This window comes from Micromonospora sp. NPDC005203 (assembly GCF_042872705.1).
In the GTDB taxonomy this organism is placed as follows: domain Bacteria; phylum Actinomycetota; class Actinomycetes; order Mycobacteriales; family Micromonosporaceae; genus Micromonospora.
The window spans coordinates 873,932-899,116 of record NZ_JBIAKV010000001.1; the positions used below are offsets into that span (position 1 = coordinate 873,932).

A 25,185-nucleotide genomic window follows, 5' to 3' on the forward strand; every position below is an offset into this window, starting at 1 on the left:
GCGCTTCCACTCGGCCGGGAAGCTCGTGAAGATACAGAAGAACTACAGAGGAATGTCAATTCATCGCCGGCACCCGGCTCCGACCTCGGAGTGATCGCTGGACGTGATGTCACTCACTACCGTTGGCAAACCCAAGACCCTAGCCTGGGTACCGGCGGCGACGAGGCGGCTCTTGATGGTGCAAAACCTATCAAACCTATAGGTTTTGTATGTAAGGCGATACGGGGAGATCCGCCGGAGATCACGGCGGAAAAAACAAGGGAGCAGTGCGAATGAGGGCCCTGGTGGTCGATTCCGACAATTCCCGGCGCGCAGAGCTCAGTGCACAGTTGAAAAGGCACGGCTTTGACGTCAAAGAATGCGGGACCGGAGCTGAGGCAATCGGCGCGCTCGAACGTTCCGACCTCATGCTGATAGACCTGTGCCTCCGTGACATGGACGGCGTGGAAGCATGCCGGCGGGTGCGAAGCGCCAGCGACGTCCCGCTGATCGCGTTCACCGAGCAGCACATGGCGGTCGAACGGGTCCTGAGCCTGCAGGCCGGCTGCGACGACTGTGTGACCAAGCCGTACGGCGTCCGCGAACTCTTCGCCCGGATCGAGGCGATCATGCGCCGCGTCCGGGCCGGGGCGGGGCGCACCAGATCCGGAGCCGTGCTCATCCGTGGCGACCTGCACATCGACCCGCGCGTCCGCGAGGTCCGTGTGCACGGGAATCCCGTCCAGCTCACCCGCAAGGAGTTTGACCTGTTGCACCACCTTGCCGGCGAACCGGACGTCGTCCACTCCCGGACCCGCCTCGCCACCGAGGTGTGGGGCTTCCCCGCCGACACCTACACGCCCAGCCTGACCACCAGCCGCACCATCGACACGCACGTGAGCGCCCTGCGCGCCAAACTCGGGGACCGCGACGTGATCGTCACGGTACGCGGCGTCGGCTTCCGGCTCGGCCGGTCGATGCCGTCCCGGCTGTCTCGGGCCGGCTGAGCCTCACCGCCGCCCACCACCCTTCCTCACCATCACGGAGTCTCCCCATGCCACTACCACGTGGGCTCACCACGGTCGCCGCCATGCTCCCCGTCCTGCTCGTCGCCTGCGGCACCGCGGCCGGGAGCCGGTCCAGCACCGGGACGCCACGATCCGGCGGGGAGCTGAAGTTCGCCCTGCCCGCCGACCCGACCTGCCTCGACCCGCACCAGGCGGCGACCAGCGAGGGCCTCTACGTCGCCCGTGGCCTGGTCGACTCGCTCACCGACCAGAACCCGACCACCGGCGAGATCGTGCCCTGGCTGGCCAGGTCCTGGAACGTCGGCAAGGACGCCTCCGAGTTCACCTTCCACCTGCGCGAGGACGCCACCTTTGCCGACGGCACCCCGGTCGACGCCGAAGCGGTCAAACGCAACCTGGACGACGTCGCCGCGCTGGGCGCCAGGTCCATCCTCGGCAGCGGGTTCGTGCAGGGCTACCAGGCCACGACGGTGACCGGACCGCACACCGCCGTGGTCACCTTCGGTGGCCCCAACGCCCAGTTCCTCCAGGCCACCTCCACACCAACGCTGGGCCTGCTCGCGCCCACCAGCCTCAGCAAGGGCGCGGAGCAGCGCTGCACCGCCGGGCTGGTCGGCTCCGGACCGTTCCAGCTCGGCGGTTACCAGACCAACCGCAGCACCACCCTCACCCGCCGGACCGGCTACGCCTGGCCCTCCCCGCTGAGCCTGCACCAGGGCGACGCCCGACTGGAGAAGGTGACCTTCCTGGTGATGCCCGAATCCGGCGTACGGACCGGCAGCCTCACCAGCGGACAGGTCGACGGCATCGCCGGTGTCGCACCCCAGGACGAACCTGCCCTGGGTGGCGGACGGGTCAGTGTGCTCAGCCGGGCCAATCCGGGCGTCCCCGTCGCCTTCAGCGTCAATACCGCCCGGCCACTCGCCAGCAACCTGGCCGTACGTCAGGCGTTGCAGGCCGCCGTCAACCGCGCCGAGGTCGTCGACACCGTCCTGAGCCCCAGCTACCGGCCGGCCACCAGCTCGCTGTCCAGCAGCACCGCGAACTTCACCGACAACAGCCCCCTGCTGCGGCACGACCCGCAGACCGCCCGCCGGCTACTCGACGGCGCCGGCTGGCAGCCCGGAGCGGACGGCATCCGGTCGCACGACGGCCGCCGGCTCACCCTCGAAGCCATCCTGGCCACCAACTTCGGACCCAACAAGGCCGCAGTCGAGCTCATCCAGCAGCAGCTGCGCGACGTCGGCATCGAACTCGACCTGCGGATTCTCTCCATCGCCGACTACCAGCAGGCACGCGGCAGCGGCGACTACGACCTCGCCTGGGGTAGCGGGACACGCGCCGACCCGGACATCCTGCGTACCGCCTTCTCCGACAAACTGCTCAACCTGTCCCGGATCGACGACCCGGACCTACAGCGGGACCTGGATGCGCAGGCCGCCGCCGGCGACCCGAAGCGGCGTGCCGAGCTCGTCGCCACCGCCCAGCGGCGGGTGCTCGAGCAGGCGTACCAGATCCCGGTGTTCGAAATGACGACCGTCTTCGCCCTCAGCGGCAAGGTGCACGACATCGCGTTCACCTCCTCCTCCGGCCTGCAGTACTACGACGCATGGCTGTCCTGACCGCCGGCCGCCGGTTGCTGCACGCCGTGCTTGTGCTCTGGGCTGCCTACACCCTCTCCTTCGTGCTGCTCTACGTGCTGCCCGGCGACCCGGTGGCCGTGATGGCCGCCGGCGGCGGTGACGCCACCACAGTGGCCGCGGGGCAGCTCGACGCGCTCCGGGCCGAACACGGCCTGGACCGCCCGCTGCCCGAGCAGTACCTGGACCGACTCACGGGCGCCGTTCGCGGGGACCTGGGCACGTCGGTGCAGACCGACGAACCGGTCGCGCGGATGCTGCTGGACGCGCTACCACCGACCCTGCAACTGGCCGCCGGAGCACTCGGGCTCGGCGTGCCGCTGGGCGCCGCCGTCGCCCTGCTCGCCGCGTACGCCCGCCGCCCTGGGCTACGACGGCTGCTGCTCTCGCTACCCGGCGCGGGCATCTCGGTGCCCACCTTCTGGGTCGGCCTGGTGCTACTACAGGTCTTCTCGTTCCGGTGGGCGCTGCTGCCGGCGTTCGGCGACGGCTCTGCCGCGGCCGTACTGCCGGCGATCACGCTGGCCCTGCCGGTCGCCGCGCTTGTCGGCCAGACCTTCGCCCGCGGCCTGGGCGACGCCCTGGCTCAGCCCTACCTGGATACCGCGGCGGCCAAGGGCGCCGGACGGGCCCGGCTGCTGCTACGTCACGCCGCCCGCAACGCCGCGCTCACCCCGCTGGCCGTGACCGGCGTGCTGGCCGGCAACATCCTCGCCGGCGCGGTGGTGGTCGAGACGGTGTTCTCCCGCCACGGCATCGGGCGGCTGACCGCGACGGCCGTCGCCGCCCAGGACATCCCCGTGGTGCAGGGCGCGGTGATCCTCGGCGCGGTCTGCTTCGTCCTGGTCAGCCTGGTCACCGAACTGCTGACGCCGGTGCTCGATCCGCGGCTACGCACCGCCAGCGGGGCCCGGGAGTTGGTTCATGGTTGACACCCGCCCGCCCCTTCCCGGCCGCCTGCTCGAGCGGGAAGGCCGCCGGACCGCCCGCCCGGCACTCGTCGCGTCCGGCGCCATGATCCTGGTCGTCGTGCTCGCGGCCGCCGCACCGCGGCTCCTGACCAGCCGCGACCCGCTGGCCGCTGCGCCCACCAGCCGGCTGCTCCCGCCGTCGGCAACCCACCTGTTCGGCACCGATCTGCTCGGCCGCGACCTGTTCGCCCGGGTCGTGCACGGCAGCGCACTCACCCTGCAGGCCGCGCTGATCGCCGTGGCCGTGGGCCTGGTGGCCGGAACAGTGCTCGGCCTGCTCGCCGGCTGCCTGGGCGGACGCGCCGAGGAACTGCTCATGCGGGGGGTCGACGTGCTGCTCGCCATACCGGGGCTGCTGCTGTCGCTGGCACTCGTCACCGCGCTCGGCTTCGGCACCGTCAAGGTCGCCCTCGCGGTCGGACTGACCAGTGTCGCGATGTTCGCGCGGGTCGTCCGCGCGGAGGCGGCCCGGATCGTGCGGATGCCGTATGTGGAGGCCGCCCGCGCCGGCGGCACCCGGTGGCCGATCGTGATACTCCAGCACGTGCTGCCCAACGTGGCAGGCGCCGTGCTCCTCTACGCCGCCATCGACTTCGGTGCCGTCGTCCTGCAGGTGTCCGCCCTGTCGTTCCTCGGCTACGGCGCCCCGCCACCCGAACCCGAATGGGGCTCACTGATCGCCGAAGGTCGCGACTACCTCGGCACCGCTTGGTGGCTGACCACCCTGCCGGGGCTGGTCATCACCGCCACCGTCCTGGCCGCCAACCGCATCGCACAGGCCGCCGGCACGGCACGGGAGAGCCGATGAGCACGCCCGACACAGCACCGCTGCTGAAGGTCGAGAACCTCGCGGTCGACTACACGAGCCGGCGGCGGGTGGTACCTGCCGTACGGGATGCCTCCTTCCACATCGCCGCCGGTGAGACTGTCGCCCTCGTCGGCGGCTCCGGATCCGGCAAGACCACCACGGCTCGGGCGGTGATCGGCCTGTTGCCGGCGTCGGCGCGCCTCATTGGTGGCCGGATACTGTTCACCGGCCCCGGCCACCCGGCCGCCACCGATCTCGCCCGAGCCGGTGAACGGGTCCTGCGGCAACAGCGTGGCCGGCACATCGGCCTGGTGCCCCAGGACCCGATGGTGTCGCTCAACCCGGTACGCACCATCGGCTGGCAGGTCGCCGAGGTCCTCGCCATCCACCGGCTCGCGCCCGACCGCCGCACCGCCCGTGCCCGGGCCGCCGAGCTGCTGGACCAGGCCGGGCTGCCGAAGGCGCACACTCTGCTCGACCGGTTCCCGCACGAACTCTCCGGTGGCATGTGCCAGCGCGTTCTCATCGCGATCGCCCTCGCCGCCGGACCCGCCCTGCTGATCGCCGACGAGCCGACCAGCGCCCTCGACGTCACCGTGCAGCGGCGCATCCTCGACCACATCGCCACCCTGACCCGCGACAGCGGGACGGCCCTGCTGCTGGTGACCCACGACCTGGCCGTCGCCGCCGACCGAGCTGACCGGGTCGTCGTGATGGACGACGGCAGGGTGCGCGAGACGGGCAGCGTCCGCTCGGTGCTCGGCGCACCCCGCGACCGGGCCACCCGGGACCTCGTCGACGCACTGTCCCGGCCAGCCCCGCCGACCGGTCCACCACCCGCGCCGCCCGGCGCCACCCCGCTGATCAGCGGGGACGGCCTGGTCAAACGGTTCGGCAGAGGGACCGCCGTCGACGACGTCAGCATCCGGCTGGACCGCAGCGAGTCCGTAGCCCTGGTCGGCGAATCCGGGTCCGGCAAGACCACCACGGCGCGACTGCTGCTGCGCCTGACCGCCGTCTCCGCGGGAAGAGTCCACTTCGACGGCACCGACATCACCGCGGCGCGGGGACGCGACCTGCGCCCGCTGCGTCGCCGCATGCAGATGGTCTATCAGAGCCCCTACGCCTCGCTGGACCCCCGGCTCACGGTGGCCGACGCCGTCACCGCACCGCTGCGGGCCTACCGGCTGGGCAGCCGAGCCGACCGCGCCGCCCGGGCGGCGGACCTGTTGGACCGAGTACGGCTACCGGCGACCGTACTCGACCGGCGACCGGGCGAGCTGTCCGGCGGACAGTGCCAGCGGGTCGCCATCGCCAGGGCCCTCGCTCTTGAGCCCGACCTGGTGGTGCTCGACGAACCGGTCTCCGCGCTGGACGCGTCAAACCGCAACCGGATCCTCGAACTGCTGCACCAGCTGCGCACCGAACTTGGCCTCAGCTACCTGATCATCTCTCATGACCTGGGCGTGGTCCGCGAGATCGCCGACCGGGTCGCGGTGATGCGGGCCGGCCGGGTGGTGGAGACCGGGCCGGTCGCGGATGTGCTCGGTCAGCCGGTCGACCCGTACACCCGGGAGTTGGTCGACGCGGCCCCCGGTGCCGCCTCCCGTCATCTGTTCACGCGGCTGGCGTGACCTCGCGCTCGACAATCGGCAGCGTCCGCCAGCTGTGCGCCACCGCGACGTCGGGATACCGGCGGGGCCGTCCCCAGACCGCGGAGCGTCGGTAGGGCCCTCGCTTGGCGTCCGGCGACGACGCGACCGTCGCGGCACGGGCCAGCAGCACGGCGACGACCGCGGCCAGCTCGACCAGATCCAGGTCACCGGATCTGACAGTGATGGTCATAAAATCCTCCCCACGGTGGTCGCCGGACCGCGAACGCTTGCCGGCACTGTTCGGCGAAGGCCCGAACATTCAGATGACCGCACCCTGACGCCGCTCCCGAGCAGGCCGGCGGATCCGCGGGTAGCCCGGCCGGTCCTGCCTACTCAGCAGGCCGGAGAAGCCGGCGACGTGGATCGGGACACCAGCCATGTCAGTCGACGATCCCGCAGACCACGCCACCCCCCGCGATGGCCGTGCCGACCTCGGCGTTAAGGCCGGTGATCCGGCCGGCGCGGTGGGCGTGCAACGGCTGCTCCATCTTCATCGCCTCGATCACCACGACCAGGTCACCGACGGCGACCTGCTGGCCGTCGGTGACCGCGACCTTGACGACCGTGCCCTGCATCGGCGACACCAGATCCCAGCCGGCCGCCTTCACCGGGCCGGACGTCCGCTTCCCCCGACGTGGTGCGGCCACCGCCGTCTGCGAAGGTGCGCCCAGCGACCACGGGACGCTCACCTCGACCCGCCGGCCGGCCACCTCCAGCACCACCGTCTCGCGCGACTGTTCCGGCGCGCCCACCGCGACCGGCTCGTGAGGTGCGATGTCGTTGACGAACTCGGTCTCGATCCACCGGGTGTGGACCCGGAACGGCTCCCCGGTGAACGCCGGATCGGCCACCACCCGGCGGTGGAACGGAATCACCGTCGGAAGGCCGCCCACCTCGAACTCGTGTAACGCCCGCCGTGCCCGTCGCAGCGACTGCTCGCGGTCCGTGCCGGTGACGATGAGCTTGGCGAGCATCGAGTCCCAGGCCGGGCCGACCACGGTGCCCGGCAGCACACCGCTGTCGAGCCGCACACCCGGCCCACCCGGTGGCGCGAACGTGGTCACCGTCCCGGGCGACGGCAGGAATCCCCGTCCCGGATCCTCAGCATTGATCCGGAACTCGAAACTGTGGCCCCTCGGCACCGGATCGCCATAGCCGAGCGCCTCACCGTCGGCGATCCGGAACATCTCGCGAACCAGGTCGATGCCCGTCACCTCCTCGCTGACCGGGTGCTCCACCTGCAGCCGGGTGTTCACCTCGAGGAAGGACACGGTGCCGTCGGCGCCGACGAGGAACTCGACGGTGCCGGCTCCCACATACCCGGCCTCCCGCAGGATCGCCTTGGACGCGTCGTACAACTGGGCATTCTGCTCGTCGCTCAGGAAGGGTGCTGGAGCCTCCTCGACCAGCTTCTGGTGCCGGCGCTGCAGCGAGCAGTCACGCGTGGAGACAACCACCACCGTGCCGTACGCATCGGCCAGACACTGTGTCTCCACGTGGCGGGGCCGGTCCAGGTAGCGCTCCACGAAGCACTCCCCCCGGCCGAAGGCCGCGGTAGCCTCGCGCACCGCTGAGGCGTACAACTCCGGGATCTCCGCCAACGTGCGTGCCACCTTCAGACCCCGCCCTCCGCCGCCGTGCGCCGCCTTGATGGCGATCGGCAGGCCGTACTCCCGGGCGAAGCCCACCACCTCGTCCGGACCTCGTGCCGGCTCAGCGGTGCCGGCCAGCAGCGGCGCCCCGGCGCGGCGGGCGAGGTGCCGGGCCGCGACCTTGTCACCGAGATTGCGGATCGCGGCCGGTGGCGGGCCGATCCATGTCAGACCCGCGTCGAGGACGGCCTGTGCGAACGCCGCGTTCTCGGACAGGAACCCATAACCGGGATGGACGGCGTCGGCTCCGGCCCGCTCGGCGGCGGCGAGCAGCGCGCCCGCGTCCAGGTAGCTGTCGGCAGGGGTCTCGCCACCGAGCGCGTACGCCTCGTCGGCGAGTCGAACGTGCGGCGCCTCTCGATCCGGATTCGCGTAGACCGCCACACTGACCAGCCCTGCGTCACGGCAGGCCCGCACGATTCGCACGGCGATCTCTCCACGATTGGCGATGAGCACCTTACGCACGATCGTTACCGCTCCTCTCCGGGCGGCGTGCCGCCTCGTCCCACCAGCTTCGACGCGCGGCGGGACAAGGGACAAGGCGCCACCATCGAGAAGACGGTCAGCTATGCCAACGGCGGCACAGCGATGTCGAATCCGCGTCAGCGGTACGTCAAGATCTCCCGCGGCGCAGTGCCCTCGCCGAAGGCCCCGGACACAGGACCCGAGAGGCCGGCCCCGCTTCGGCACCCCGCTGAAGATGCCGAACACGGAGACCATGGCCACGGCGGCGCCGGTGACGGTCGAGGGGTGGTAGCCAACGCCGTTGCGTCAGGGCTGTGGCCGACGGGTCAACCCGCTGCTGACTGTCGGGGCTTGTAGATCAACACGCGTCGAGCAGGAGCATCGCGCCGATCTTGCACTTCCTGTCGCCTATTTAAGCAGGAATGCACTCTAATGCCGGGTCAGAAAGTGCAAGATCGCGATGCAGGCTCGGTTGACGAGCAGTCATTCCGCCTAACGTCCGGCACGATCCACGGCGACTGTTCACCCCACCGCAGATCCAGGGTGATCGATCATCGCGTCCCGGAGGAGACGCCCAACATGTTGGCGAGACAGGGGTGAGCACCACGGCGCCTGGGGCGTGCGACGTCAGCCGCGTGCGGTTGGCGCGGGCCTGGCACAGTGCTGCCGGCAGTAGCCCTTCTTCAGCCGCTGCCATCGGCGGCAGGCTGCCCTTCCGGGTAGGTCCTTGACGGCGGCGCGTCCCGGGCTGTCCCCTCGCGGTGTAAGAGCGGTCTCGGGACGAGTGGCTGCCGACCGTGAGCGCGGTGGTTGATGGCAGGGTTGGGCCCATGGACCTGACGGTTATCCTCGGCCCGGTCAAGGGCGGCAAGTCGCTGGAGATGATCAGCCTGCTGTCTCCGCTCCGGCACGCCGGCATCCCGCACCGGATCTACCAGTCAAGTCGGCACAGCCGGGACATTGCGGTGACCTCACGTTCCGGGGGCAGTTTGCAGACGGTCAAAGTCAGCTCACTTGGCGGCGCCGCCGACGCTGAGGTCGAGGTCATTGGCGTCGACGAGATCCACATGTTTACCGTCGATGACATCGCCGTGCTGGGTGCCGCGGTCCGTTCGGGAATTCAGGTCGTCGTCGCCGGCATCGATCTGGATCACCGGGGATGCCTGTTCGCTCCGGTGAAGGCGCTGTTCGAACTGGCGCCAGCGAAGGTGCTGTATCGACGTGCGGTGTGCGACGTCTGTCGGTCTCTCGACGCGACACACACGCAGGTACTCGAGGACGGCAAGCCGATGATCCGAGAACTCGCGCCGTCAACCGCGCTGCCGGACGACGGGACCTACACGTACGAGGCCCGCTGCCGCCGTTGTGTCATTCTCCCCTGAGAGGGTCGCCAACCCGCAACATGCCTGGCTCCGACGCCGAGAGGCCGACCGTTTCCACGGCACCCTGCGCACCACGGCCGGGGAATCCCCGGGCAACAGCGTCGAGCAGCGCATCACCCGGGCCTTCGGCCTACGGTGAGCTGGGGCGGGGGGGGGGGGGGGGGGGGGGGGGCCCCCCCCCCCCCCCCCCCCCCCCCCCCCCCCCCCCCCGCTCGCGATCGACCCGGCGAGGCGGTCCGTCACCTGTCGAGGGACGTCTCCACGGCGGGCCGCAGCGGGCCGCCACGCAACGCGTACGCGAGCAGACCGGTCACCGCCAGGGTGCTGGCGCAGACGGTGGCGGCGGTGGTGCCGGCGGGTTGGATCAGCCATCCGGCGATCTGCATCCGCAGGTCCCCGCTGGGACCCAGCAACGGCAGGACCGCGATGAGGGTCCAGGTCAGCGGGCAGATCCACGACAGGGCGGCACCGAACAGGGCGGTGCCGAGGGCGGTCAGCCCGAGGAGCCCCGCGGTGTTGCGCAGCATCAGGCTGAACGGTTCGTAGTGCGCGTCGGTGACCGCACTGAGGGCCAGCAGGGCGGTGATCGTGGCGACGGCGAGCAGCAGGTGCCCGGCGCGTCGCAGCGGCCAGTTGACCGACGCGGTGCGGTCGAGGGCGTCGTCGGCACCGCTGAGGGTGGTGCCGGCCGCGACCACCGCCAGCATGATGACGAGGCTGGCCGTGCGGGTGTTGATGGTCGTCGAGTCGGTGTAGGCCAGCGACAGCACCCATGCCACCGCGATCAAGGCGGTCACGGTGGCCATGGCGAGGGGCACCCGGCGGGAGCGTAGGTAGAGCTGAAGCCACCTCACGGCTGGCCCTCGGGCAGGACCGCCACGAGGCCGTCGCCGCGGCAGGCCAGCGCTGCCTCGCGTGCCGCTGCCATCCGACGCCGTTGCTCGGCCTCCGGAAGACTCACCAGCGCCTGGTACGTGCTCACCAGCCGCCCCACCTCCGCGGGGTCCCATCCGGACGGGGCCGGTGGTCGACCGGCCAGCCAGGCGGCGGCGACGATCCGCGCCCGGTACTCGTCGCCCTGCACCGACTGCTCGGCGCACTCCTGCTTCCAGGCGGCCTCGAGCAGGGAGGGCAGGAAATAGTCGCCGGTCAGATCGGCGCGTCCGAGGCGGTCGAACGAGGGGGTGTCGAAGACGACCGTGTCGGCGGAGTGCGGTGTCGGTGCCGCTCTCGGATCCAGCCGCGCCCAGTAGGTGACCTGCTGGGTCTGCACCGCCCGGACGGGTGCGTTGGGCAGCTTGGCCGCCATCATGGCGAGAGCCTGGCGGGCAGGGCCGACGACGTCGGGCAGCAGGCCGGCGTGCACCCGCGTCACACAGACCTGCGGGCCGGCGTTGTCACAGACCAGCTCGATGGCGGCCGGGTCGACGACCGCCGCCCCGCGCGTACCGCCAATGGGCAGGAGCGGTACGGCCACCGCGGCGCCGAGCACCGCCGGGAGGACGGCCAGCGCGGTGGCTCGGCGGCGGACCGTGCCCAGCAGCAGCAGTCCGGTGGCGGCGAGCGCCACCAGCCACAGCGTCTGGAGCGCGCTGACCCGCGGCATGATCGTCTGGAAGTCGTCAAGTTCGTTGATGACCGGGATGAGCAGCAGCGCCGACGGTTCGGGCCGGAAGGCCGCCAGGTCGGGGTCGGGCTGCGCCACGAGTTCGGGGACGAGCCCGAGCAGGGCGAACCCGACCACCGCGACGACGGGTGCCGTGATCACCCGGGGTACGGCCCGACCGGCGGCCAGGCCCAGCCAGCCGGCGGCGAGCAGAGCCGGAACACCGACGGCGGCGACGACGATGGTGGCGCCCGGGAAGTAGCGCGCCGTCGGCACCACCCATCCGGTCGCGACGAGACACACCAGGATGTACGCGGCCACCACCGTGATCGCGAGCGCGCCGGCGGTCACCGTGGTGCGGTGCCACCGGGGCCGGGCGGTGCTGGTGAACAACTCGCCGACCCGGTGCCGGGCGTCGCGCTGACCCAGCCACGCCCCGCCGGCGAGCGCCAGCGGCAGCAGCAGCACCAGCATCGACCGTGCGATGACCGCCAGTTGCATCCACCGGCCGGCGAAGAAGTGGGTGGACGTGATCAGCAAGGGCAGGCCGGTGGCCAGCAACAGCAGTGCGACGCCCAGGGCCGCCGACCGGCGTAGCTCGATGCGGACGATGCGCCCGATCATGCCGGCACCTGTCCACGGTGGGAGCGCAGCAGCGCCGCGTAGCCGCGTTCGGTGGCGCTGTCGCCCGCGTCGCCCGCGTCGCCCTGCTGGGCCAGTTGCCCGGTGGTGCCCTGCCACACCAGGCGACCCTCGTGGACCAGCACCACGTCGGTGCAGGCCACCGCGACGTCCTCGACCAGGTGGGTGGAGACGAGCACGCAGCTGTCCAGACCGATCTCGCGCAACAGCTCGCGGAAGTCGAGGCGCTGCTCCGGGTCCAGGCCGACCGTCGGCTCGTCGAGCAGCAGCACCTCCGGATCGTTGACGATCGCCTGGGCGATGCCGGCACGGCGCAGCATTCCGCCGGAGAGCGTCTTCATCCGGGAGTCGGCGCGGTCGGCGAGGCCGACCCGTTCGACAGCCCGTTGCACCGCGCCCGGGATGACCGTCTTCGGCATCTCCTTGAGCCAGGCCATGTATTCGACAAACTCCCGGACCGTGAAGCGCGGGTAGAAGCCGAAGTGCTGCGGCAGATAGCCCAGGCCACGGCGGACCCGACGGAGGTCCGCCTTGGCGGTGCTGTCCTCGCCGAGCAGGCTCAACCTTCCACCGGCGGGCTTCACCACTGTGGCGAGTGCTCGCATCAACGTCGTCTTGCCGGCGCCGTTGGGGCCGAGCAACCCGTGCACGCCGGTGCCCAACGTCAGGTCCAGCCCGTTGACCGCCAGGTGTCGTCCGGCTCGGACCTGCAACTCCTCGGTTCGCACCGCCCACGGATGGGTGGACGGCCTGGTCTCCGCCACGCTGACCATACGCATCATTACGTCTCCATTCGGTCCTTGGTTCGTGTTGTCAGCTGGTCACGACGTGCGGGGAAGTCCTCCGAGCGGACGTCGTCGGGCCCGGACGAGCAGCACGGCCACCAGCGCCACGGTGCTGGCGGCCCACCAGGGCGCGCTGCTGTCCGCGAGGACGGCCGGGAGTCGCCCGCCGGCCAGACTCGGCGTCACGACACCCGCGGACCAGGTGAGGGCCAGTACGGCGGCGGCGCGGTCCACCCCCACCAGCCCGCCCAGCGCCAGCGCCCCGGCGGTGAAGCCCAGCGCCGGCAGCAGCCAGAGACCCGGGGAGTGCCCGGTGCCCCAGCCCGCCACGGCCAGCACCGGGATGACCGCCACCAGGACCGCCAACGTGCGGCGCAGCAGCAGTGCCAACCCGGTACGCGGCATGGTCGCCATCAGCTCCCAGGCCGGATCGAGTCGCCGGCTCCAGAGCGCGGCCACCGGCAGCAGCGGTGCCATCGGCGCGACGAGCAGCACCAGCGACGGCAGGTTGTCGAAGGTCGTCTCGAAGACCACCGCGGCCAGCATCAGACCGGCGGCGGTGGCCAGCCACGGCAGGATCCGTCCGGCGACCCCGGTCCGCCGCAGTCGCCGCCGACGCACCGGAGCGGGGCCGGTGGCGATTGCGGTGGTGATGCCGTCGGCCACCCGCTCCAGCAGGTCGCGGGTGGCGGGGTCGACCGCGTCGGCGAGGACCGCCCGGCATGCGGCGCAGGACTCCAGGTGCGCCTCGACCGCCCAGCTGGTCGTGTCGTCGACGCCGCGACCGCCCGAGGCGTACTCGGAGATCATCGTCTTGGTGGGATGAGTGGTCATGACAGCGCCTCCCGCAGCGCGATCCGGGCCCGCCGCGCGCGGGTCTTCACGGTTCCTTCCGCCATGCCGAGCAGCAGCGAGGTCTCCCGCACGGTCAACCCGTCGAGGACCATCGCGCGCAGCACCTGACGCAGCTCCGCCGGCAGTGCCTGCAGGGCCTGCTCCAGGTTGGCGTCCAACCCAGCAGCGAGCGCCTCCTCCTCGGCCGCCGGAGCCACGGCGTCGTAGGTCTGCACCGACGGAATCCGCTCCCGTCGAGCCCGGTGGCGGAACGCGTCGACAAGCCGGTGCGCGGCGATCGTCCACAACCAGCCCACCGCGCTGCCGGAGCCCGCGGACTGCGCCTGGCTGCCGGCCGACCGCCACACCGCCAGGTACGTCTCCTGCAACACCTCGGCCACCACGTCCTCGTCGGCGCACCGCCGACGGAGCCGCGTGGTCAGCCACGGGGCGGTACGCCGGTACAGTGCGTCGAAGGCGCGCCGATCGCCGCGGGCGACGCGGCGAAGCAGCTCACCCTCGTCGAGTCCGTCCAGACTTCGTCTCACGACAGGCAAGACGATGCGACCCCCCACTTCGGTTCTGGCCCGGTGGTGACCCCGGTCACATTTTGCCGGTACTCGGATCGGGTCGACGCGGCGTGATGCCTCCCACAGCGGGAACGTCAGACGGGCCGCGGGCGTTGCCGACACACGCCCGGCAGTTGCGGACGCGCTGACGCCGTAACGACGTAGAAGCTTCCGCAGAGAGACCGAGATGATGAAGCAGTTGGTGGACCAGACCGAAGCGGGCACTCGCAAAGCACCCCCGCGTACTGCCGGGGAGGTGCTGCCCGGTGATCTGATGACCAACCGTCAGCGGGCACAACTCGTCCTCGTGCTCGGTGCGTTGATCGCCATCGGGCCGTTGACCATCGACATGTACCTGCCCGCGTTGCCCGCCATCACGGCAGGGTTGCAGACCACCGAGACCGCCGTGCAGTTGACGCTGACCGGCACGCTTGTCGGCCTCGCGCTGGGCCAGTTGCTGATCGGGCCGCTCTCCGATGTGGTCGGACGGCGGGTGCCGCTGCTGGCCGGGCTGGCCGCGCACATCGTGGCCTCCGTGCTGTGCGTCTTCGCACCCACCATCGCTGTGCTCGGCGCGCTGCGTGTCCTGCAGGGGCTGGGCGTCGCGGCCGCCACCGTGGTCGCGACCGCCGTCGTCCGCGACCTGTTCAGTGGCGCGTCGTTCGCCCGAATCTTCTCCCGGCTGATGCTCGTCATGGGCCTGGCCCCCATCCTCGCGCCGACCCTGGGCAGCGGCCTGCTGAGCTGGACCGACTGGCGGGGCGTCTTCGCGGCGCTGGCGGTGTTGGGCGCGCTGCTGATCGTCGTGGCGGCGCGGCGGCTCCCGGAAACCCTCCCGGTGGCGCGTCGGCGGCACGGAGGGATCGGTGCCACCCTGCGCGACTACCGAGGGCTGCTCAACGACCGGGCGTTCGTCGGGTTGGTGCTGGTCGCCGGGCTGGCGATGGCGGCCCTGTTCGCGTACGTCGCGGGGTCGTCGTTCGTGCTCCAACGGGAGTACGGCCTCGACGAGCAGCAGTTCGGCCTGGCCTTCGGGGCCGGCGCCGTCGGCCTGATCGCGGCCACCCAGTTCAACGTCCGGCTGCTGCGCCGCTACACCCCGCAGCAGATCCTGGTCAGCGCGCTCATCGCGGGGACGGCGGCCGGCCTCCTGCTCGTCATGTTCGCGGCCACCGGCTTCGGTGGCCTGGGCACCCTGCTCGCGTCGCTGTGGCTGGTCCTGGCCGCGGCGGGCCTGGCCCTGCCGAACGCTCCGGCGCTGGCCATGAGCCGGCACAGTGCGGCCGCCGGTACCGCCGCCGCGCTGCTCGGTGCCGTGCAGTTCGGTGTCGGCGCCCTCTCGGCGCCGCTGGCGGGCCTGTTCGGCACCGGGAGCGTACCGATGGCGATCGTCATCGCGGGCGGCATGGCCGCCGCGCTGATCGTCATGCTCCTCGTCGTGCCCCGCGCCGACCTCGGCACCGTCGACCCGGACCTGGCAGTTGCCGTGCACTAGAAATCGGGCGGGCCGGTTGCCCGGCCCGCCCGACGATCAGCGAATCTCCGTGGTGTTGTCCTCCGGGCGCGGCTGGCCACGCGGTGGGGCGGACCAGGGCGACTCGCCACCCACCCGGCGCGGCAACGGCTCGGCCGGTGTCGACTCCGCCGGGTAACCCAGAGTGAGCGGCGCGGTGTCGCGCTCCGCGGGGGTGTGGGACGGCCAGTCGGTGAGCGTGAAGTCGTCGTCGCGGGGGCCTCCGCCCGGCGCGGCCGCCGGCGCCACGGCCGGCTCGATGGCGGGGCGCGGCCACTGCCGCCAACGCTGCACGCTGAAGGTCGCCATCAGCAGCAACAGACCGATCAGGAAGAGTGTGCCGTTCTCCACGGGCAACCGCAGCGGCAACGGATCGCCGGCCACCTTCCACTCGTGCGGGATCGCGTCCCGTACCGCGAAGGGCGCCACGAACATCCCGATGTACGGGGTGACCAGCAGCAATCCGGCCGCCAGTGGGCCGAGCGGCGAGAAGCGCAGCGTGGCCAGCAGGCCCAGCAGGACGCCGCCGACACCGAGGTACACGGCTGGCTCGATCAGGTTGGCGGTGTTGAACGTGCCGGTCTCCACCCAGCGGTCGACCGTCCGGCTCGACCCGTCCTGCCCCAGTGTGACGAGCACCCAGGTGATGGGCGCCACCACCAGCCCGGCGAGGAAGCTCCAGAGATGTCGCATCCGCGCACCGTACCGTTTTCGGCATGACTGAGCACCTCTCCGCCGCACCGGTCGGCAAGCCGACGTCGTACTCGCGCGTCACGCTGAGCAAGATTATGACTGCCGTGGACGTGAACCTCTACGGCACCGTGCACGGCGGGGTTCTGATGAAGTTCGTCGACGACGTGGCGGGTGCCGCCGCTGCCCGGCACAGCGGCGGAACGGCCGTGACCGCGGCGATCGACGAGATCGTCTTCTCCGAGGCGGTCCGGGTCGGTGACCTCGTGCACGCGCACGCGCAGGTGAACTGGACCGGCCAGACCTCGATGGAGGTGGGCGTGCGGGTGGTCGCCGAGCGGTGGGACTCGGCCGAGGACGCGCCGGTCCGGGTGGCCACCGCGTACCTGGTCTTCGTCGGCGTGGACGTGGGCGGGGCCCCACGGGCGGTCCGTCCGGTGCTGCCCGAGACGGCGGAGGACGAGCGCCGGTACAAGGAGGCCGAGATCCGTCGCGCGCACCGCCTCGCCCGGCGCCGTGCCATCCAGGCCCACCGCGCCGGCTGAGCAGAGCCGGTGCCCGCCCCCCACATGGGGTGACCGGTTGGAGTGTGGGGTGGGCACGCATCGGTTGCCGGACCCGGTGCGCAGAATGGCGCTTCGAGGTAGGGCAAGATGGCGCCACGGCCCAGGCACAGTGTCGTGCCGGGCCAGGGGAGGGTGGAGCAGTGGGTGACATGCTGTGGACGCCGCCGGCGGACGTACGGGAACGGTCCCGGATCGGTGGCTACCTGCGCTGGCTGCGGGAGCACCGCGGGTTGGACTTCGCCGACTACGACGCGCTGTGGCGCTGGTCCACCACCGACCTGGACGGGTTCTGGCGCTCGATCTGGGACCATTTCGAGGTTGTCGCGCACACCCCGCCGGCCGCCACCCTGGCCGAGCGGGGCATGCCCGGTGCCCGTTGGTTTCCCGGCGCCACGCTCAACTACGCGGAGAACGTGCTGCGGATGCCGGGGCGTGCCGACGACGACCCGGTGGTGATCGCGCACGGGCAGACCCGCGCACCTGTCACGCTGACCGCCGGGGAGTTGCGCGAGCAGGTCCGCCGGGTGTCGGCCGGGCTGCGCCGGCTCGGCGTCTCCGCCGGTGACCGGGTGGCGGCGTACGCCCCGAACATCGGCGAGACGTACGTCCTGCTGCTGGCCACCGCCAGCCTGGGCGCGATCTTCTCGTCCTGCGCGCCGGAGTTCGGGACCCGCAGCGTCACCGACCGCTGGCAGCAGATCGAGCCGACAGTGCTGGTCGCCGTGGACGGCTACCGGTACGGCGACAAGGCGGTGGACCGGCGCGCGGAGGTCGCCGCGATCCGGGCCGCCCTGCCGTCGCTGCGGCACACCGTCTCCATCGGCTACCTCGACCCCACGGGCTCCGCGCCCGAGGATGCGCTGGGCTGGGAGGACCTGGCCGCGCCGACCGACGAGCCGCTGACGTTCACGCCGGTGCCGTTCGACCACCCGCTGTACGTGCTCTACTCCTCGGGCACCACCGGGCTGCCCAAGCCGATCGTGCACGGTCACGGCGGCATCCTGCTGGAGCACCTGAAGATGCTCGCCCTGCACCACGACCTGGGTCCGGCCGACCGGTTCTTCTGGTTCACCACCACCGGCTGGATGATGTGGAACTTCCTGGTCTCCGGCCCGGCGGTGGGCGCCACGATCGTGCTCTTCGACGGCAATCCGGCCCACCCCGACCTCGGTGGGCTGTGGCGGCTGGCGGCGGAGACTGGCACCACGTACTTCGGCACCTCGGCGCCCTTCCTGCTGGCCTGCCGCAAGGCTGCGCTGGTGCCCCGCGAGGTCGCCGACCTGTCCGCGCTGCGCGGCGTCGGCTCGACCGGTGCGCCGCTGCCCGCCGAGGGCTTCCACTGGGTGTACGAGACGGTGAGCGACCGGGTGCAGCTCCAGTCGCTCTCCGGCGGCACCGACGTGTGCACCGGCTTCGTGGGCGGGGTGCCGCTGCTGCCGGTGTACGCGGGCGAGATCGCCTGCCGGGCGTTGGGCGCGAAGGTGGAGGCACGCTCGGCCGACGGCACCCCGGTGCTCGGCGAGCTGGGCGAGCTGGTGATCACCGAGCCGATGCCGAGCATGCCCGTGGGTTTCTGGAACGACCCGGACGGCGTCCGTTACTCCGAGGCGTATTTCGACGTCTACCCGGGCGTCTGGCGGCACGGGGACTGGATCACCATCAACGGGCGGGGAGGTTGCGTGATCACCGGCCGCTCCGACGCCACCCTCAACCGGGGCGGGGTGCGGTTGGGCACCGCCGAGTTCTACTCCGTGGTCGAAGGGCTCGACGAGGTGCTCGACTCGGTCGTCGTGCACCTGGAGGACGACGAGGGCGGCGCCGGTGAGCTGCTGCTCTTCGTGGTGCTGGCCGAGGGCCTGGAGTTGGACGACCCGATGCGTGCGGCGATCTGTCGCGAACTGCGCACCGCCCTGTCGCCCCGGCACGTACCCGACGAGATCCACCAGGTACGCGCGGTGCCCCGCACCCTGTCGGCGAAGAAGCTGGAGGTCCCGGTCAAAAAGATCCTCACCGGTACCCCGGTCGATCAGGCCGCGGCGAAGGGTGCCCTGGCCAACCCCGAGTCCCTGAACGCCTTCGCCGCCCTGGCCCAAAGCCGAGCCACAACCTGACGCGGCCTCGCGCCGGGCTCGGCCCCGCGCCGGGCTCGGCAACCCCCACCCCTCGCGATCTTGCACTTTCTGTCCCAGCATAAGGGGCATTCCACGTGTTTCGGCGACCGAAAGTGCAAGATCGCCGGGGCGGGGCGGGGCGGGGCGGGGCGGGGCGGGGCGGGCGGGGCTGTTAGGGGAGGGTGTGGGTGATTTTTTCCGTGGCTTGGCGGTTAGCCAGGCGGGCTGGGTTGAGGTTGGCGTTGAGGACCACCGTGGCGGCCCGGGTCAGCGGGGCCAGCAGCCAGTCCACCGGGTCCGGATAACGGGCGGTGTCGACGAGGACCCGGGCACCGGCCTCGATGCCCAGCTCGGTGGCGCGGGCCTCGGCGCGGGCCAGCAGGTGCTCGTCGGTGGGACCCGGCCCCGGCTGCGGGCGGAAGTGGTCGCCGTGCCGGCGTACCTCGACCACGTAGTCGGCGAACCCGGGCGGCACCTGCCGGAGCGGGGCGGCCAGTGGAGCCAGCCCGAGGGCGTACCGCTCGTCGGCCGACCAGGACTGCGCCTCGTCGAGCCGGTCGGCGGCGGCGAAGAGCACGTCGACGTCGCCCGGTGTGTCGACGACGCTCAGCTTGGCCGACCAGCAGCCCAGCAGCACCGCCGCGGTCTGCCAGTGGGGCGGCAACAGCACCCCGCCCGGAGTGCCCGGCGCGAGGCCGACCTCGTCGACGAGCAGGTTGGCGGTCTTCGCCACCCAGTTCGCCAGGGTGGCGCCGGATAGTTCGGTGCGGTCACCGCTGGCATCGTCGTACCAGGTGAGGAGCGGTCGGGTCGGGTCGGTCGCGATCGCGTCGGCGAACACCCGGGCAATGTTGTCGGCCATCGGCGCGAACGATACGCCCCTGTGGTCCGTACTCGAAGACGATGACAACTCGGGATACCGTCGGGTCGCAGTCAGCGTCTGCCCCGCGCTCCGGCGTAGGCTTGACCCCCGGAGTGTTGTTCCCCACAGACCCGCCAGTGCAAGGAGTCGCCCCGTGACCGCCGGTCGCCCGCCCCGCGTGCTCATCGACGCCACGAGTGTCCCCACCGACCGTGGTGGCGTCGGTCGATACGTCGACGGTCTGCTCGGTGCCCTCGGCAAGGTGTGCGGGTCGGGGGTGGAGCTGGCGGTGGTCAGCCTCCGCACCGACCTGGAGCGTTACACCCGGATGCTGCCCGGCGCGGAGATCATCCCAGCGCCGGCCGCCGTGGCGCACCGCCCGGCCCGGCTCGCGTGGGAGCAGACCGGCCTGCCGCTGCTCGCCCAGCAGGTGAGCGCCGACGTCCTGCATTCGCCCTTCTACACCTGCCCGCTGCGGGCCGGGTGCCCGGTCACCGTCACCGTGCACGACGCGACGTTCTTCACCGAGCCGGAGCACTACGACAAGTCCCGCCGCACGTTCTTCCGCAGCGCCATCAAGACGTCGCTGCGCCGCGCCAACCGGGTGATCGTGCCCAGCAAGGCCACCCGGGACGAGCTGATCCGGCTGCTCGACGCCGATCCGACGCGGATCGACGTGGCCTATCACGGTGTCGACCAGCAGGCCTTCCATGCCCCCACCGAGGAGGAGAAGGCCCGCGTCCGCGCCCGGCTGGGGCTGGGCAACAGCAGCTATGTCGCCTTCCTCGGCGCCAAGGAGCCGCGGAAGAACGTGCCCAACCTGATCCGTGGTTGGGCCCGCGCGGTGTCCGACCGGGCCGAGCCGCCGGCCCTGGTGATCGCCGGTGGGCAGGGGCACGACGACGACATCGACCGGGCGGTGGCCGAGGTCCCGTCGCACCTGCGCCTGCTGCGTCCCGGCTACCTGCGCTACGCCGACCTGCCCGGCTTCCTCGGTGGCGCACTGGTCGCCGCCTATCCGTCCTACGGCGAGGGGTTCGGGCTGCCGATCCTGGAGGCCATGGCGTGCGCCGCCCCGGTGCTGACCACGCCCCGGCTCTCGCTGCCCGAGGTGGGCGGCGACGCGGTCGCGTACACCTCGGAGGACGCGGAGCAGATCGGCACCGACCTGGCCGCGCTGCTCGACGACGAGCAGCGGCGGCTGTCCCTGGCGAAGGCGGGTTTCGACCGGGCCAAGGAGTTCACCTGGGAGTCCAGCGCCGAGGTGCACATCGCCGCCTGGAGTCGCGCCCGCTCCTGAGCTCGGGTGCCTGGTGGTGACCCGTGCCACTGCCAGTAGGTACGTCGGGCATGATGTGCGGATGCTTTATGCGGTAATTCCGGCAGGTGGCAGCGGCACGAGACTGTGGCCGTTGTCCCGCGCCGGCCACCCCAAGTTCCTCCACCCGCTGACCGGCACCAGTTCCTCGCTGCTCCAGGCGACCGTGGAACGGCTCGCGCCGCTGACCACACCGGATCGGACCCTCGTGGTCACCGGTGCCGCGCACGTCGCGGCGGTGGCTCGGCAGCTGACCGGTCTGCCTGAGGAGAACATCCTGGTCGAGCCCTCCCCTCGGGATTCCTGCGCGGCGATCGCGCTGGCCGCCGCGGTGATCGCGGTGCGCGACCCGGACGCGGTGATGGGCAGCTTCGCGGCCGACCACCTGATCGGCGACCCGGGGAGCTGGGTGCGCACGGTCCAGGAGGCGGTCCGGGGGGCCGAGCAGGGGATGCTGATGACGGTCGGGATCACCCCGACCCGTCCGGAGACCGGCTACGGCTACCTGGAGACCGGCGAGGAGACCGACGGCGCTCCGTGGCGGCCGGTGACCGAGTTCAAGGAGAAGCCGGGCGCGGAGGTCGCCGAGGCGTACGTCCGTTCCGGCCGGCACCTGTGGAACGCGAGCATGTTCGTGTGGCGGGTGGATGTCTTCCTCGCCGAGCTGGCCCGCCAGCAGCCGGCGTTGCACGCGGGCGTGGCCGCGATCGCCGCCGCCTGGGGCACCCCCGAGCAGGACGAGGTGCTCGGCGCGATCTGGCCGACCCTGCCGAAGATCTCCGTGGACTACGCGGTGATGGAGGGTGCGGCCACCGCGGGTCGGGTCGCGACCGTGCCGGGCGACTTCGGTTGGAACGACGTCGGCGACTTCCACACCCTGGGTGAGGTGCTGCCGGCCGACGAGGCGGGCAACGTGGTGCTCGGCACCGACGCCAAGCCCGGGGTGCTCCTGCGGGACAGCACCAACCTGGTGGTGGTGCCGCAGTCCGGTCGGTTGGTGGCTGTCCTCGGGCTGCGCAACCTGATCGTGGTGGACACCCCGGACGCGGTGCTGGTCTGCCCGCGCGACCAGGCCCAGGGCGTCAAGGCCCTGGTCGACGAGCTCAAGGCGCGCGGCGAAGAGGGCTACGTCTGAGGGCCGCCAGGCCCGGTGCGAGCAGTTGCACGGTCCCGCCGGCCAGCGGCTCGGGCAGCTGGGCCGGCGGAAACCAGCCCAACTGCTCGGCCTCGTCGCTGACCTGCTCGACCGCGCCGGGAGGCGCGACCACGGCGAACCGGACGTCGTAATGGCGTGAGCCGCCCTGGCAGAGCACCTCGTGCACGTCGATGTCGATCGGCACCGGGTCGATGCGCAGGTCGGCGATGCCGGACTCCTCGGTGGCCTCGCGGAGCGCGGCGGCGACCAGGGTCTGGTCGGTCGGCTCGCAGTGCCCGCCGAGCTGCACCCAACGCCCGAACTTGACGTGCAGGCAGAGCAGCACCCGCGAGCCGGTGGCGTCCAGCACCAGCGCGCTCGCGGTGACGTGCCCGGGTCGGTGCGGCCGACTCATCGCGATCGGGCCGGCGTCGAGCAACGTGAGGGTGCGGTCCCTCGCGGTGGCCGCCCCCGGGCTGGTGGGCTGCCAGTCTTCGAGCAGCGCGGTGGCGTCGGCGTGCAGCGCCGCGTACGCCTCGGGGTCGGTCGGATGGGCGGTGATCGGGGTGTCGGGCACCCCGACACTGTACGAGCGGGCGCTCCGTACGCTGGCGCGATGACCCTGCGACTCGTCGAATTCGTGGTAGCCGGCAACGAGGCAAGCGATCTGCTGCCGGTGCGGTCGACGGCGCTGCTGCGCGCGTACGGCGCCCGGCGGGGCTTCTGGACCGTGCTGGACGAGGGGCCGGTCGAGCGCTGCCTGGCGTTGCTGCTGGAACGCGAGGACGGCGAGTGGACGGCCCGGCACGTTTTCGCCGACGCGGGTCCGGAGAACGGGCGAACCGAGGATGGTGAGGCGCTCGCCCACCACGACGGCTGGGTGTACGTCTTTGGCTCCCACTTCGGCTCGAAGGCTGGCCCGCTGCGGCCCCGACGCGCCTTCGTGGCCCGCTTCCGGGAGGACGACGCGGCGACCGGGCTGGTGCCGGTGCACGTGGTGCGCAACTCGTTCCGGCTGCACCGGGCGGTGAACGACGCTCTCGCCGGGTCGCCGTTGACCCTGTTGCCGCCGGGGGAGCGGGTGCGGGCGCGGTTCATCGTGGAGACGCTGGCGCGGGGGACCGCGCGGGAGAAGCGCTGGGTGAGCCGGTTGGCCCCGGGCGACCTGCCGTTGAACGTGGAGGCGGCCGCCTTCACCCCGGCCGGGACGGTCCTGCTCGGGCTGCGGTTCCCGGTCACCGACGCCGGTGAGCCGATCCTGGTGGAGATCGCCGGTGTGCCGGCCATGTTCGCGGCCGAGCCGGCGTGGCCGGGGGCGTTGCGCGCGTACGCGTTGACCGGGGTCACCCCGCCGGGGAAGCTGACCGGGTTCCGCGCGATCACCCCGACGCCGGACGGCGGGTACGCGGCGGTGATCGGCTCGATCGACGCGCTGGGCAAGGGGTCGGTGCTGCTCGACGACCATCCGGGTGGCGGCGACGTCACGTCTCGGCACGTCCGCTTCCGCCTCCCGGCCGCTGGGTCGGCCGACGCGTCCCGGCTGGTCGGGGAACCGGTGCGGGACCTGGCGCCGTTCCACCACGTGGAAGGGCTGGCCGAGGTGGACGGGCGAGCGTTCTACGTCACCGACGAGGATCACCGGGTCGCGCTCTGGGTTGGTTGAGCCGAGCGTGCGATGCGACGGGGCGGGGTGACCGGACGGCACCTCCGCGGAGCAAGGGCCGCAGACCCTCGTGGTGCCGCCCGATCACCGGGGCCTCCCCAGACCCGGTGCCCCGGTGGCCGGCGCATCGAGGACGCACCGGCACGGTGTTCGGGCACTGGAAGCATGTCGAACCACTCCGGCGACGTCGAGGTTTTTCAGCCCAGGCTTAAAGATGGAGATTAGTGCCGTCCGGGTAGAGTCAAACGGTCACCCGGCATCCCCCTGCTGGCGACACTGGAGCGCTCCATGCTGAAGATCCACTTTTCCGGGGAGGACATCCTCCGGACTCGGGTGGCGCCGGCGGCGGACCCGGTCTGGGAGCTGGTCCTCAGCCTGCACGCCTTGCAGAGCCGCAACCGCGACCCGTTGACGGCACACTGGCGGCGCAGCGTCTCCCGAGGCCTGCGTCACGACGCCGCCTCCGAGCAACTCCGGTTGCTCTTCGCGTTGAGCCCGCCGCGCGGCTACTTCCCGGACTTCCTCACCCCGTACGCCAGCGTCGACGGTTTCGAGGCCGGGCTGGACGCGCTCCGCAGCACCCCGACCGGGATGCTGCAACGGGACCTGAGCGTGCTCGCCACCGAGAACCAGCTGCCGCCCTCGGCCGCCGCGCTGGCCCGGGGCGAGGTGGCGGTCCTGCACCACCTCGCCGACTCGATGGTCCAGTACCGGTCGTTGGCGATCAACCCGTACTGGAGCCGCATCCAGTCGGCGGTCGCGGCGGACCGGGCGCACCGGGCCAGGGCGCTGCTCGACGGCGGCATCGAGGGCCTGCTCACCAGCCTCCGGCCGGCCATGCGCTGGGACGGTGGGGTGCTTGAGGTCCGCAACTACCCACACAGCCGGGAGCTGCACCTGGACGGTCGTGGGCTGCTGCTGGTGCCGTCGTTCTTCTGCGCGGACACGCCTGTCGCCCTGCTCGATCCGGCCCTGCCGCCGGTGCTCGTCTACCGGGTGGACCGGTTGGGTGGGTTGGCGTCGGTCGACGGCACCGGGGCGGTCCGGTCCGCTGCCGCCCGCGAATCACTCGCCGCGCTGCTCGGCCGCACCAGGGCGGCCGTGTTGCAGGCCAGCGACGAGGGCTGCACCACCGGCGAGGTCGCCCGCCGGCTCAACATCTCACCGGCGGCGGCGAGCCAACACGCCACGGTGCTGCGCAACGCCGGCCTGCTGGTCAGCCACCGGGACCGCAACAGCGTGCTGCACACGTTGACCCCGCTCGGCCGGGCCATGCTCGACGCCTGACCCGCCACCGCGCGAGCTCGCCGG

23 protein-coding genes are annotated in these 25,185 nt (G+C 71.8%); 13 read left to right on the plus strand and 10 right to left on the minus strand.

Annotation, left to right across the window (positions count from 1 at the left end; all coding sequences use genetic code 11):
• Positions 1-272 precede the first annotated feature (272 nt).
• From ACFYPM_RS04255 to nikE, 5 genes are read left to right on the plus strand one after another with little or no spacing between them, the layout of a single operon-like run.
• Positions 273-986, plus strand: a complete 714-nt coding sequence (locus tag ACFYPM_RS04255) for a response regulator transcription factor (RefSeq protein WP_387191084.1) — start codon at positions 273-275, stop codon at positions 984-986.
• A gap of 47 nt (positions 987-1,033) precedes the next feature.
• Positions 1,034-2,629, plus strand: coding sequence for an ABC transporter substrate-binding protein (locus tag ACFYPM_RS04260; RefSeq protein ID WP_387191086.1), 1,596 nt, complete (start codon positions 1,034-1,036; stop codon positions 2,627-2,629).
• Positions 2,617-3,579 carry an ABC transporter permease gene (locus ACFYPM_RS04265; RefSeq protein WP_387191088.1) on the plus strand — a complete coding sequence of 321 codons (963 nt, stop codon included), beginning with the start codon at positions 2,617-2,619 and terminating at the stop codon, positions 3,577-3,579. Before ACFYPM_RS04260 ends, ACFYPM_RS04265 begins: the two co-directional genes overlap by 13 nt.
• Positions 3,572-4,426, plus strand: a complete 855-nt coding sequence (locus ACFYPM_RS04270) for an ABC transporter permease (RefSeq protein WP_387191090.1) — start codon at positions 3,572-3,574, stop codon at positions 4,424-4,426. The genes ACFYPM_RS04265 and ACFYPM_RS04270 overlap by 8 nt, the downstream gene beginning before the upstream one ends.
• Entirely contained in the window at positions 4,423-6,060 is a 1,638-nt protein-coding gene (nikE, locus tag ACFYPM_RS04275; RefSeq protein WP_387191092.1) for a nickel ABC transporter ATP-binding protein NikE, read from the plus strand. The genes ACFYPM_RS04270 and nikE overlap by 4 nt, the downstream gene beginning before the upstream one ends.
• Here nikE and ACFYPM_RS04280 read toward each other — a convergent pair.
• Both ACFYPM_RS04280 and ACFYPM_RS04285 read right to left on the minus strand, forming a co-directional pair.
• On the minus strand, positions 6,044-6,271 hold the full coding sequence (locus ACFYPM_RS04280) for an acyl-CoA carboxylase epsilon subunit (protein ID WP_387191094.1): 228 nt from the start codon (positions 6,269-6,271) through the stop codon (positions 6,044-6,046). The genes nikE and ACFYPM_RS04280 overlap by 17 nt on opposite strands.
• A gap of 190 nt (positions 6,272-6,461) precedes the next feature.
• Positions 6,462-8,198: an acetyl/propionyl/methylcrotonyl-CoA carboxylase subunit alpha gene (locus ACFYPM_RS04285; protein WP_387191095.1), complete on the minus strand. Its 1,737-nt coding sequence runs from the start codon at positions 8,196-8,198 to the stop codon at positions 6,462-6,464.
• Positions 8,199-9,028: 830 nt separating this feature from the next.
• Here ACFYPM_RS04285 and ACFYPM_RS04290 point away from each other — a divergent pair.
• Positions 9,029-9,580, plus strand: a complete 552-nt coding sequence (locus ACFYPM_RS04290) for a thymidine kinase (RefSeq protein WP_387191097.1) — start codon at positions 9,029-9,031, stop codon at positions 9,578-9,580.
• Positions 9,581-9,819: 239 nt separating this feature from the next.
• On the opposite strand, the gene ACFYPM_RS04295 is transcribed toward ACFYPM_RS04290, so the two are convergent.
• From ACFYPM_RS04295 to ACFYPM_RS04315, 5 genes are read right to left on the minus strand one after another with little or no spacing between them, the layout of a single operon-like run.
• On the minus strand, positions 9,820-10,398 hold the full coding sequence (locus tag ACFYPM_RS04295; protein ID WP_387191099.1) for a hypothetical protein: 579 nt from the start codon (positions 10,396-10,398) through the stop codon (positions 9,820-9,822).
• A 32-nt stretch (positions 10,399-10,430) separates the two neighbouring features.
• Entirely contained in the window at positions 10,431-11,810 is a 1,380-nt protein-coding gene (locus tag ACFYPM_RS04300; RefSeq protein ID WP_387191101.1) for a hypothetical protein, read from the minus strand.
• Positions 11,807-12,607: an ABC transporter ATP-binding protein gene (locus ACFYPM_RS04305; RefSeq protein WP_387191477.1), complete on the minus strand. Its 801-nt coding sequence runs from the start codon at positions 12,605-12,607 to the stop codon at positions 11,807-11,809. The genes ACFYPM_RS04300 and ACFYPM_RS04305 overlap by 4 nt, the downstream gene beginning before the upstream one ends.
• A 42-nt stretch (positions 12,608-12,649) precedes the next feature.
• Positions 12,650-13,447, minus strand: coding sequence for a zf-HC2 domain-containing protein (locus ACFYPM_RS04310; protein WP_387191103.1), 798 nt, complete (start codon positions 13,445-13,447; stop codon positions 12,650-12,652).
• A complete protein-coding gene (locus tag ACFYPM_RS04315) occupies positions 13,444-13,995 on the minus strand; it encodes an RNA polymerase sigma factor (protein ID WP_387191105.1) in 552 nt (183 codons plus the stop codon). The genes ACFYPM_RS04310 and ACFYPM_RS04315 overlap by 4 nt, the downstream gene beginning before the upstream one ends.
• Before the next feature lie 295 nt (positions 13,996-14,290).
• Between ACFYPM_RS04315 and ACFYPM_RS04320 the strand changes: the two genes are divergently transcribed.
• A complete protein-coding gene (locus ACFYPM_RS04320) occupies positions 14,291-15,511 on the plus strand; it encodes a multidrug effflux MFS transporter (RefSeq protein WP_387191478.1) in 1,221 nt (406 codons plus the stop codon).
• A 36-nt stretch (positions 15,512-15,547) separates the two neighbouring features.
• Here ACFYPM_RS04320 and ACFYPM_RS04325 read toward each other — a convergent pair whose 3' ends face one another.
• Positions 15,548-16,222 (minus strand): hypothetical protein, encoded by a 675-nt coding sequence (locus ACFYPM_RS04325; RefSeq protein ID WP_387191106.1) that lies wholly within the window; start codon positions 16,220-16,222, stop codon positions 15,548-15,550.
• A gap of 23 nt (positions 16,223-16,245) precedes the next feature.
• Between ACFYPM_RS04325 and ACFYPM_RS04330 the strand changes: the two genes are divergently transcribed.
• Both ACFYPM_RS04330 and ACFYPM_RS04335 read left to right on the plus strand, forming a co-directional pair.
• Positions 16,246-16,764 carry a hotdog domain-containing protein gene (locus ACFYPM_RS04330; RefSeq protein ID WP_357352874.1) on the plus strand — a complete coding sequence of 173 codons (519 nt, stop codon included), beginning with the start codon at positions 16,246-16,248 and terminating at the stop codon, positions 16,762-16,764.
• Positions 16,765-16,925: 161 nt separating this feature from the next.
• Complete coding sequence (locus ACFYPM_RS04335) at positions 16,926-18,896, plus strand: acetoacetate--CoA ligase (RefSeq protein ID WP_387191108.1); 1,971 nt, start codon at positions 16,926-16,928, stop codon at positions 18,894-18,896.
• A 172-nt stretch (positions 18,897-19,068) separates the two neighbouring features.
• On the opposite strand, the gene ACFYPM_RS04340 is transcribed toward ACFYPM_RS04335, so the two are convergent.
• A complete protein-coding gene (locus tag ACFYPM_RS04340) occupies positions 19,069-19,758 on the minus strand; it encodes a TIGR03089 family protein (RefSeq protein ID WP_387191110.1) in 690 nt (229 codons plus the stop codon).
• Positions 19,759-19,912: 154 nt separating this feature from the next.
• Here ACFYPM_RS04340 and ACFYPM_RS04345 point away from each other — a divergent pair, with 154 nt between their 5' ends.
• Both ACFYPM_RS04345 and ACFYPM_RS04350 read left to right on the plus strand, forming a co-directional pair.
• Positions 19,913-21,058 (plus strand): glycosyltransferase family 4 protein, encoded by a 1,146-nt coding sequence (locus ACFYPM_RS04345; RefSeq protein ID WP_387191112.1) that lies wholly within the window; start codon positions 19,913-19,915, stop codon positions 21,056-21,058.
• A 61-nt stretch (positions 21,059-21,119) separates the two neighbouring features.
• Positions 21,120-22,211: a mannose-1-phosphate guanylyltransferase gene (locus tag ACFYPM_RS04350; RefSeq protein ID WP_387191114.1), complete on the plus strand. Its 1,092-nt coding sequence runs from the start codon at positions 21,120-21,122 to the stop codon at positions 22,209-22,211.
• On the opposite strand, the gene ACFYPM_RS04355 is transcribed toward ACFYPM_RS04350, so the two are convergent.
• The gene (locus ACFYPM_RS04355) at positions 22,180-22,788 is read right to left on the minus strand and encodes an NUDIX hydrolase (RefSeq protein ID WP_387191116.1); all 609 of its coding nucleotides are present in this window, start codon (positions 22,786-22,788) and stop codon (positions 22,180-22,182) included. The genes ACFYPM_RS04350 and ACFYPM_RS04355 overlap by 32 nt on opposite strands.
• Before the next feature lie 39 nt (positions 22,789-22,827).
• On the opposite strand from ACFYPM_RS04355, the gene ACFYPM_RS04360 reads away from it, so the two are divergent.
• Together ACFYPM_RS04360 and ACFYPM_RS04365 are read left to right on the plus strand one after the other, a co-directional pair.
• Entirely contained in the window at positions 22,828-23,874 is a 1,047-nt protein-coding gene (locus ACFYPM_RS04360) for a hypothetical protein (protein ID WP_387191118.1), read from the plus strand.
• 288 nt (positions 23,875-24,162) lie between these two features.
• Positions 24,163-25,161, plus strand: a complete 999-nt coding sequence (locus ACFYPM_RS04365) for a winged helix-turn-helix domain-containing protein (RefSeq protein ID WP_387191120.1) — start codon at positions 24,163-24,165, stop codon at positions 25,159-25,161.
• Positions 25,162-25,185: the final 24 nt, after the last annotated feature.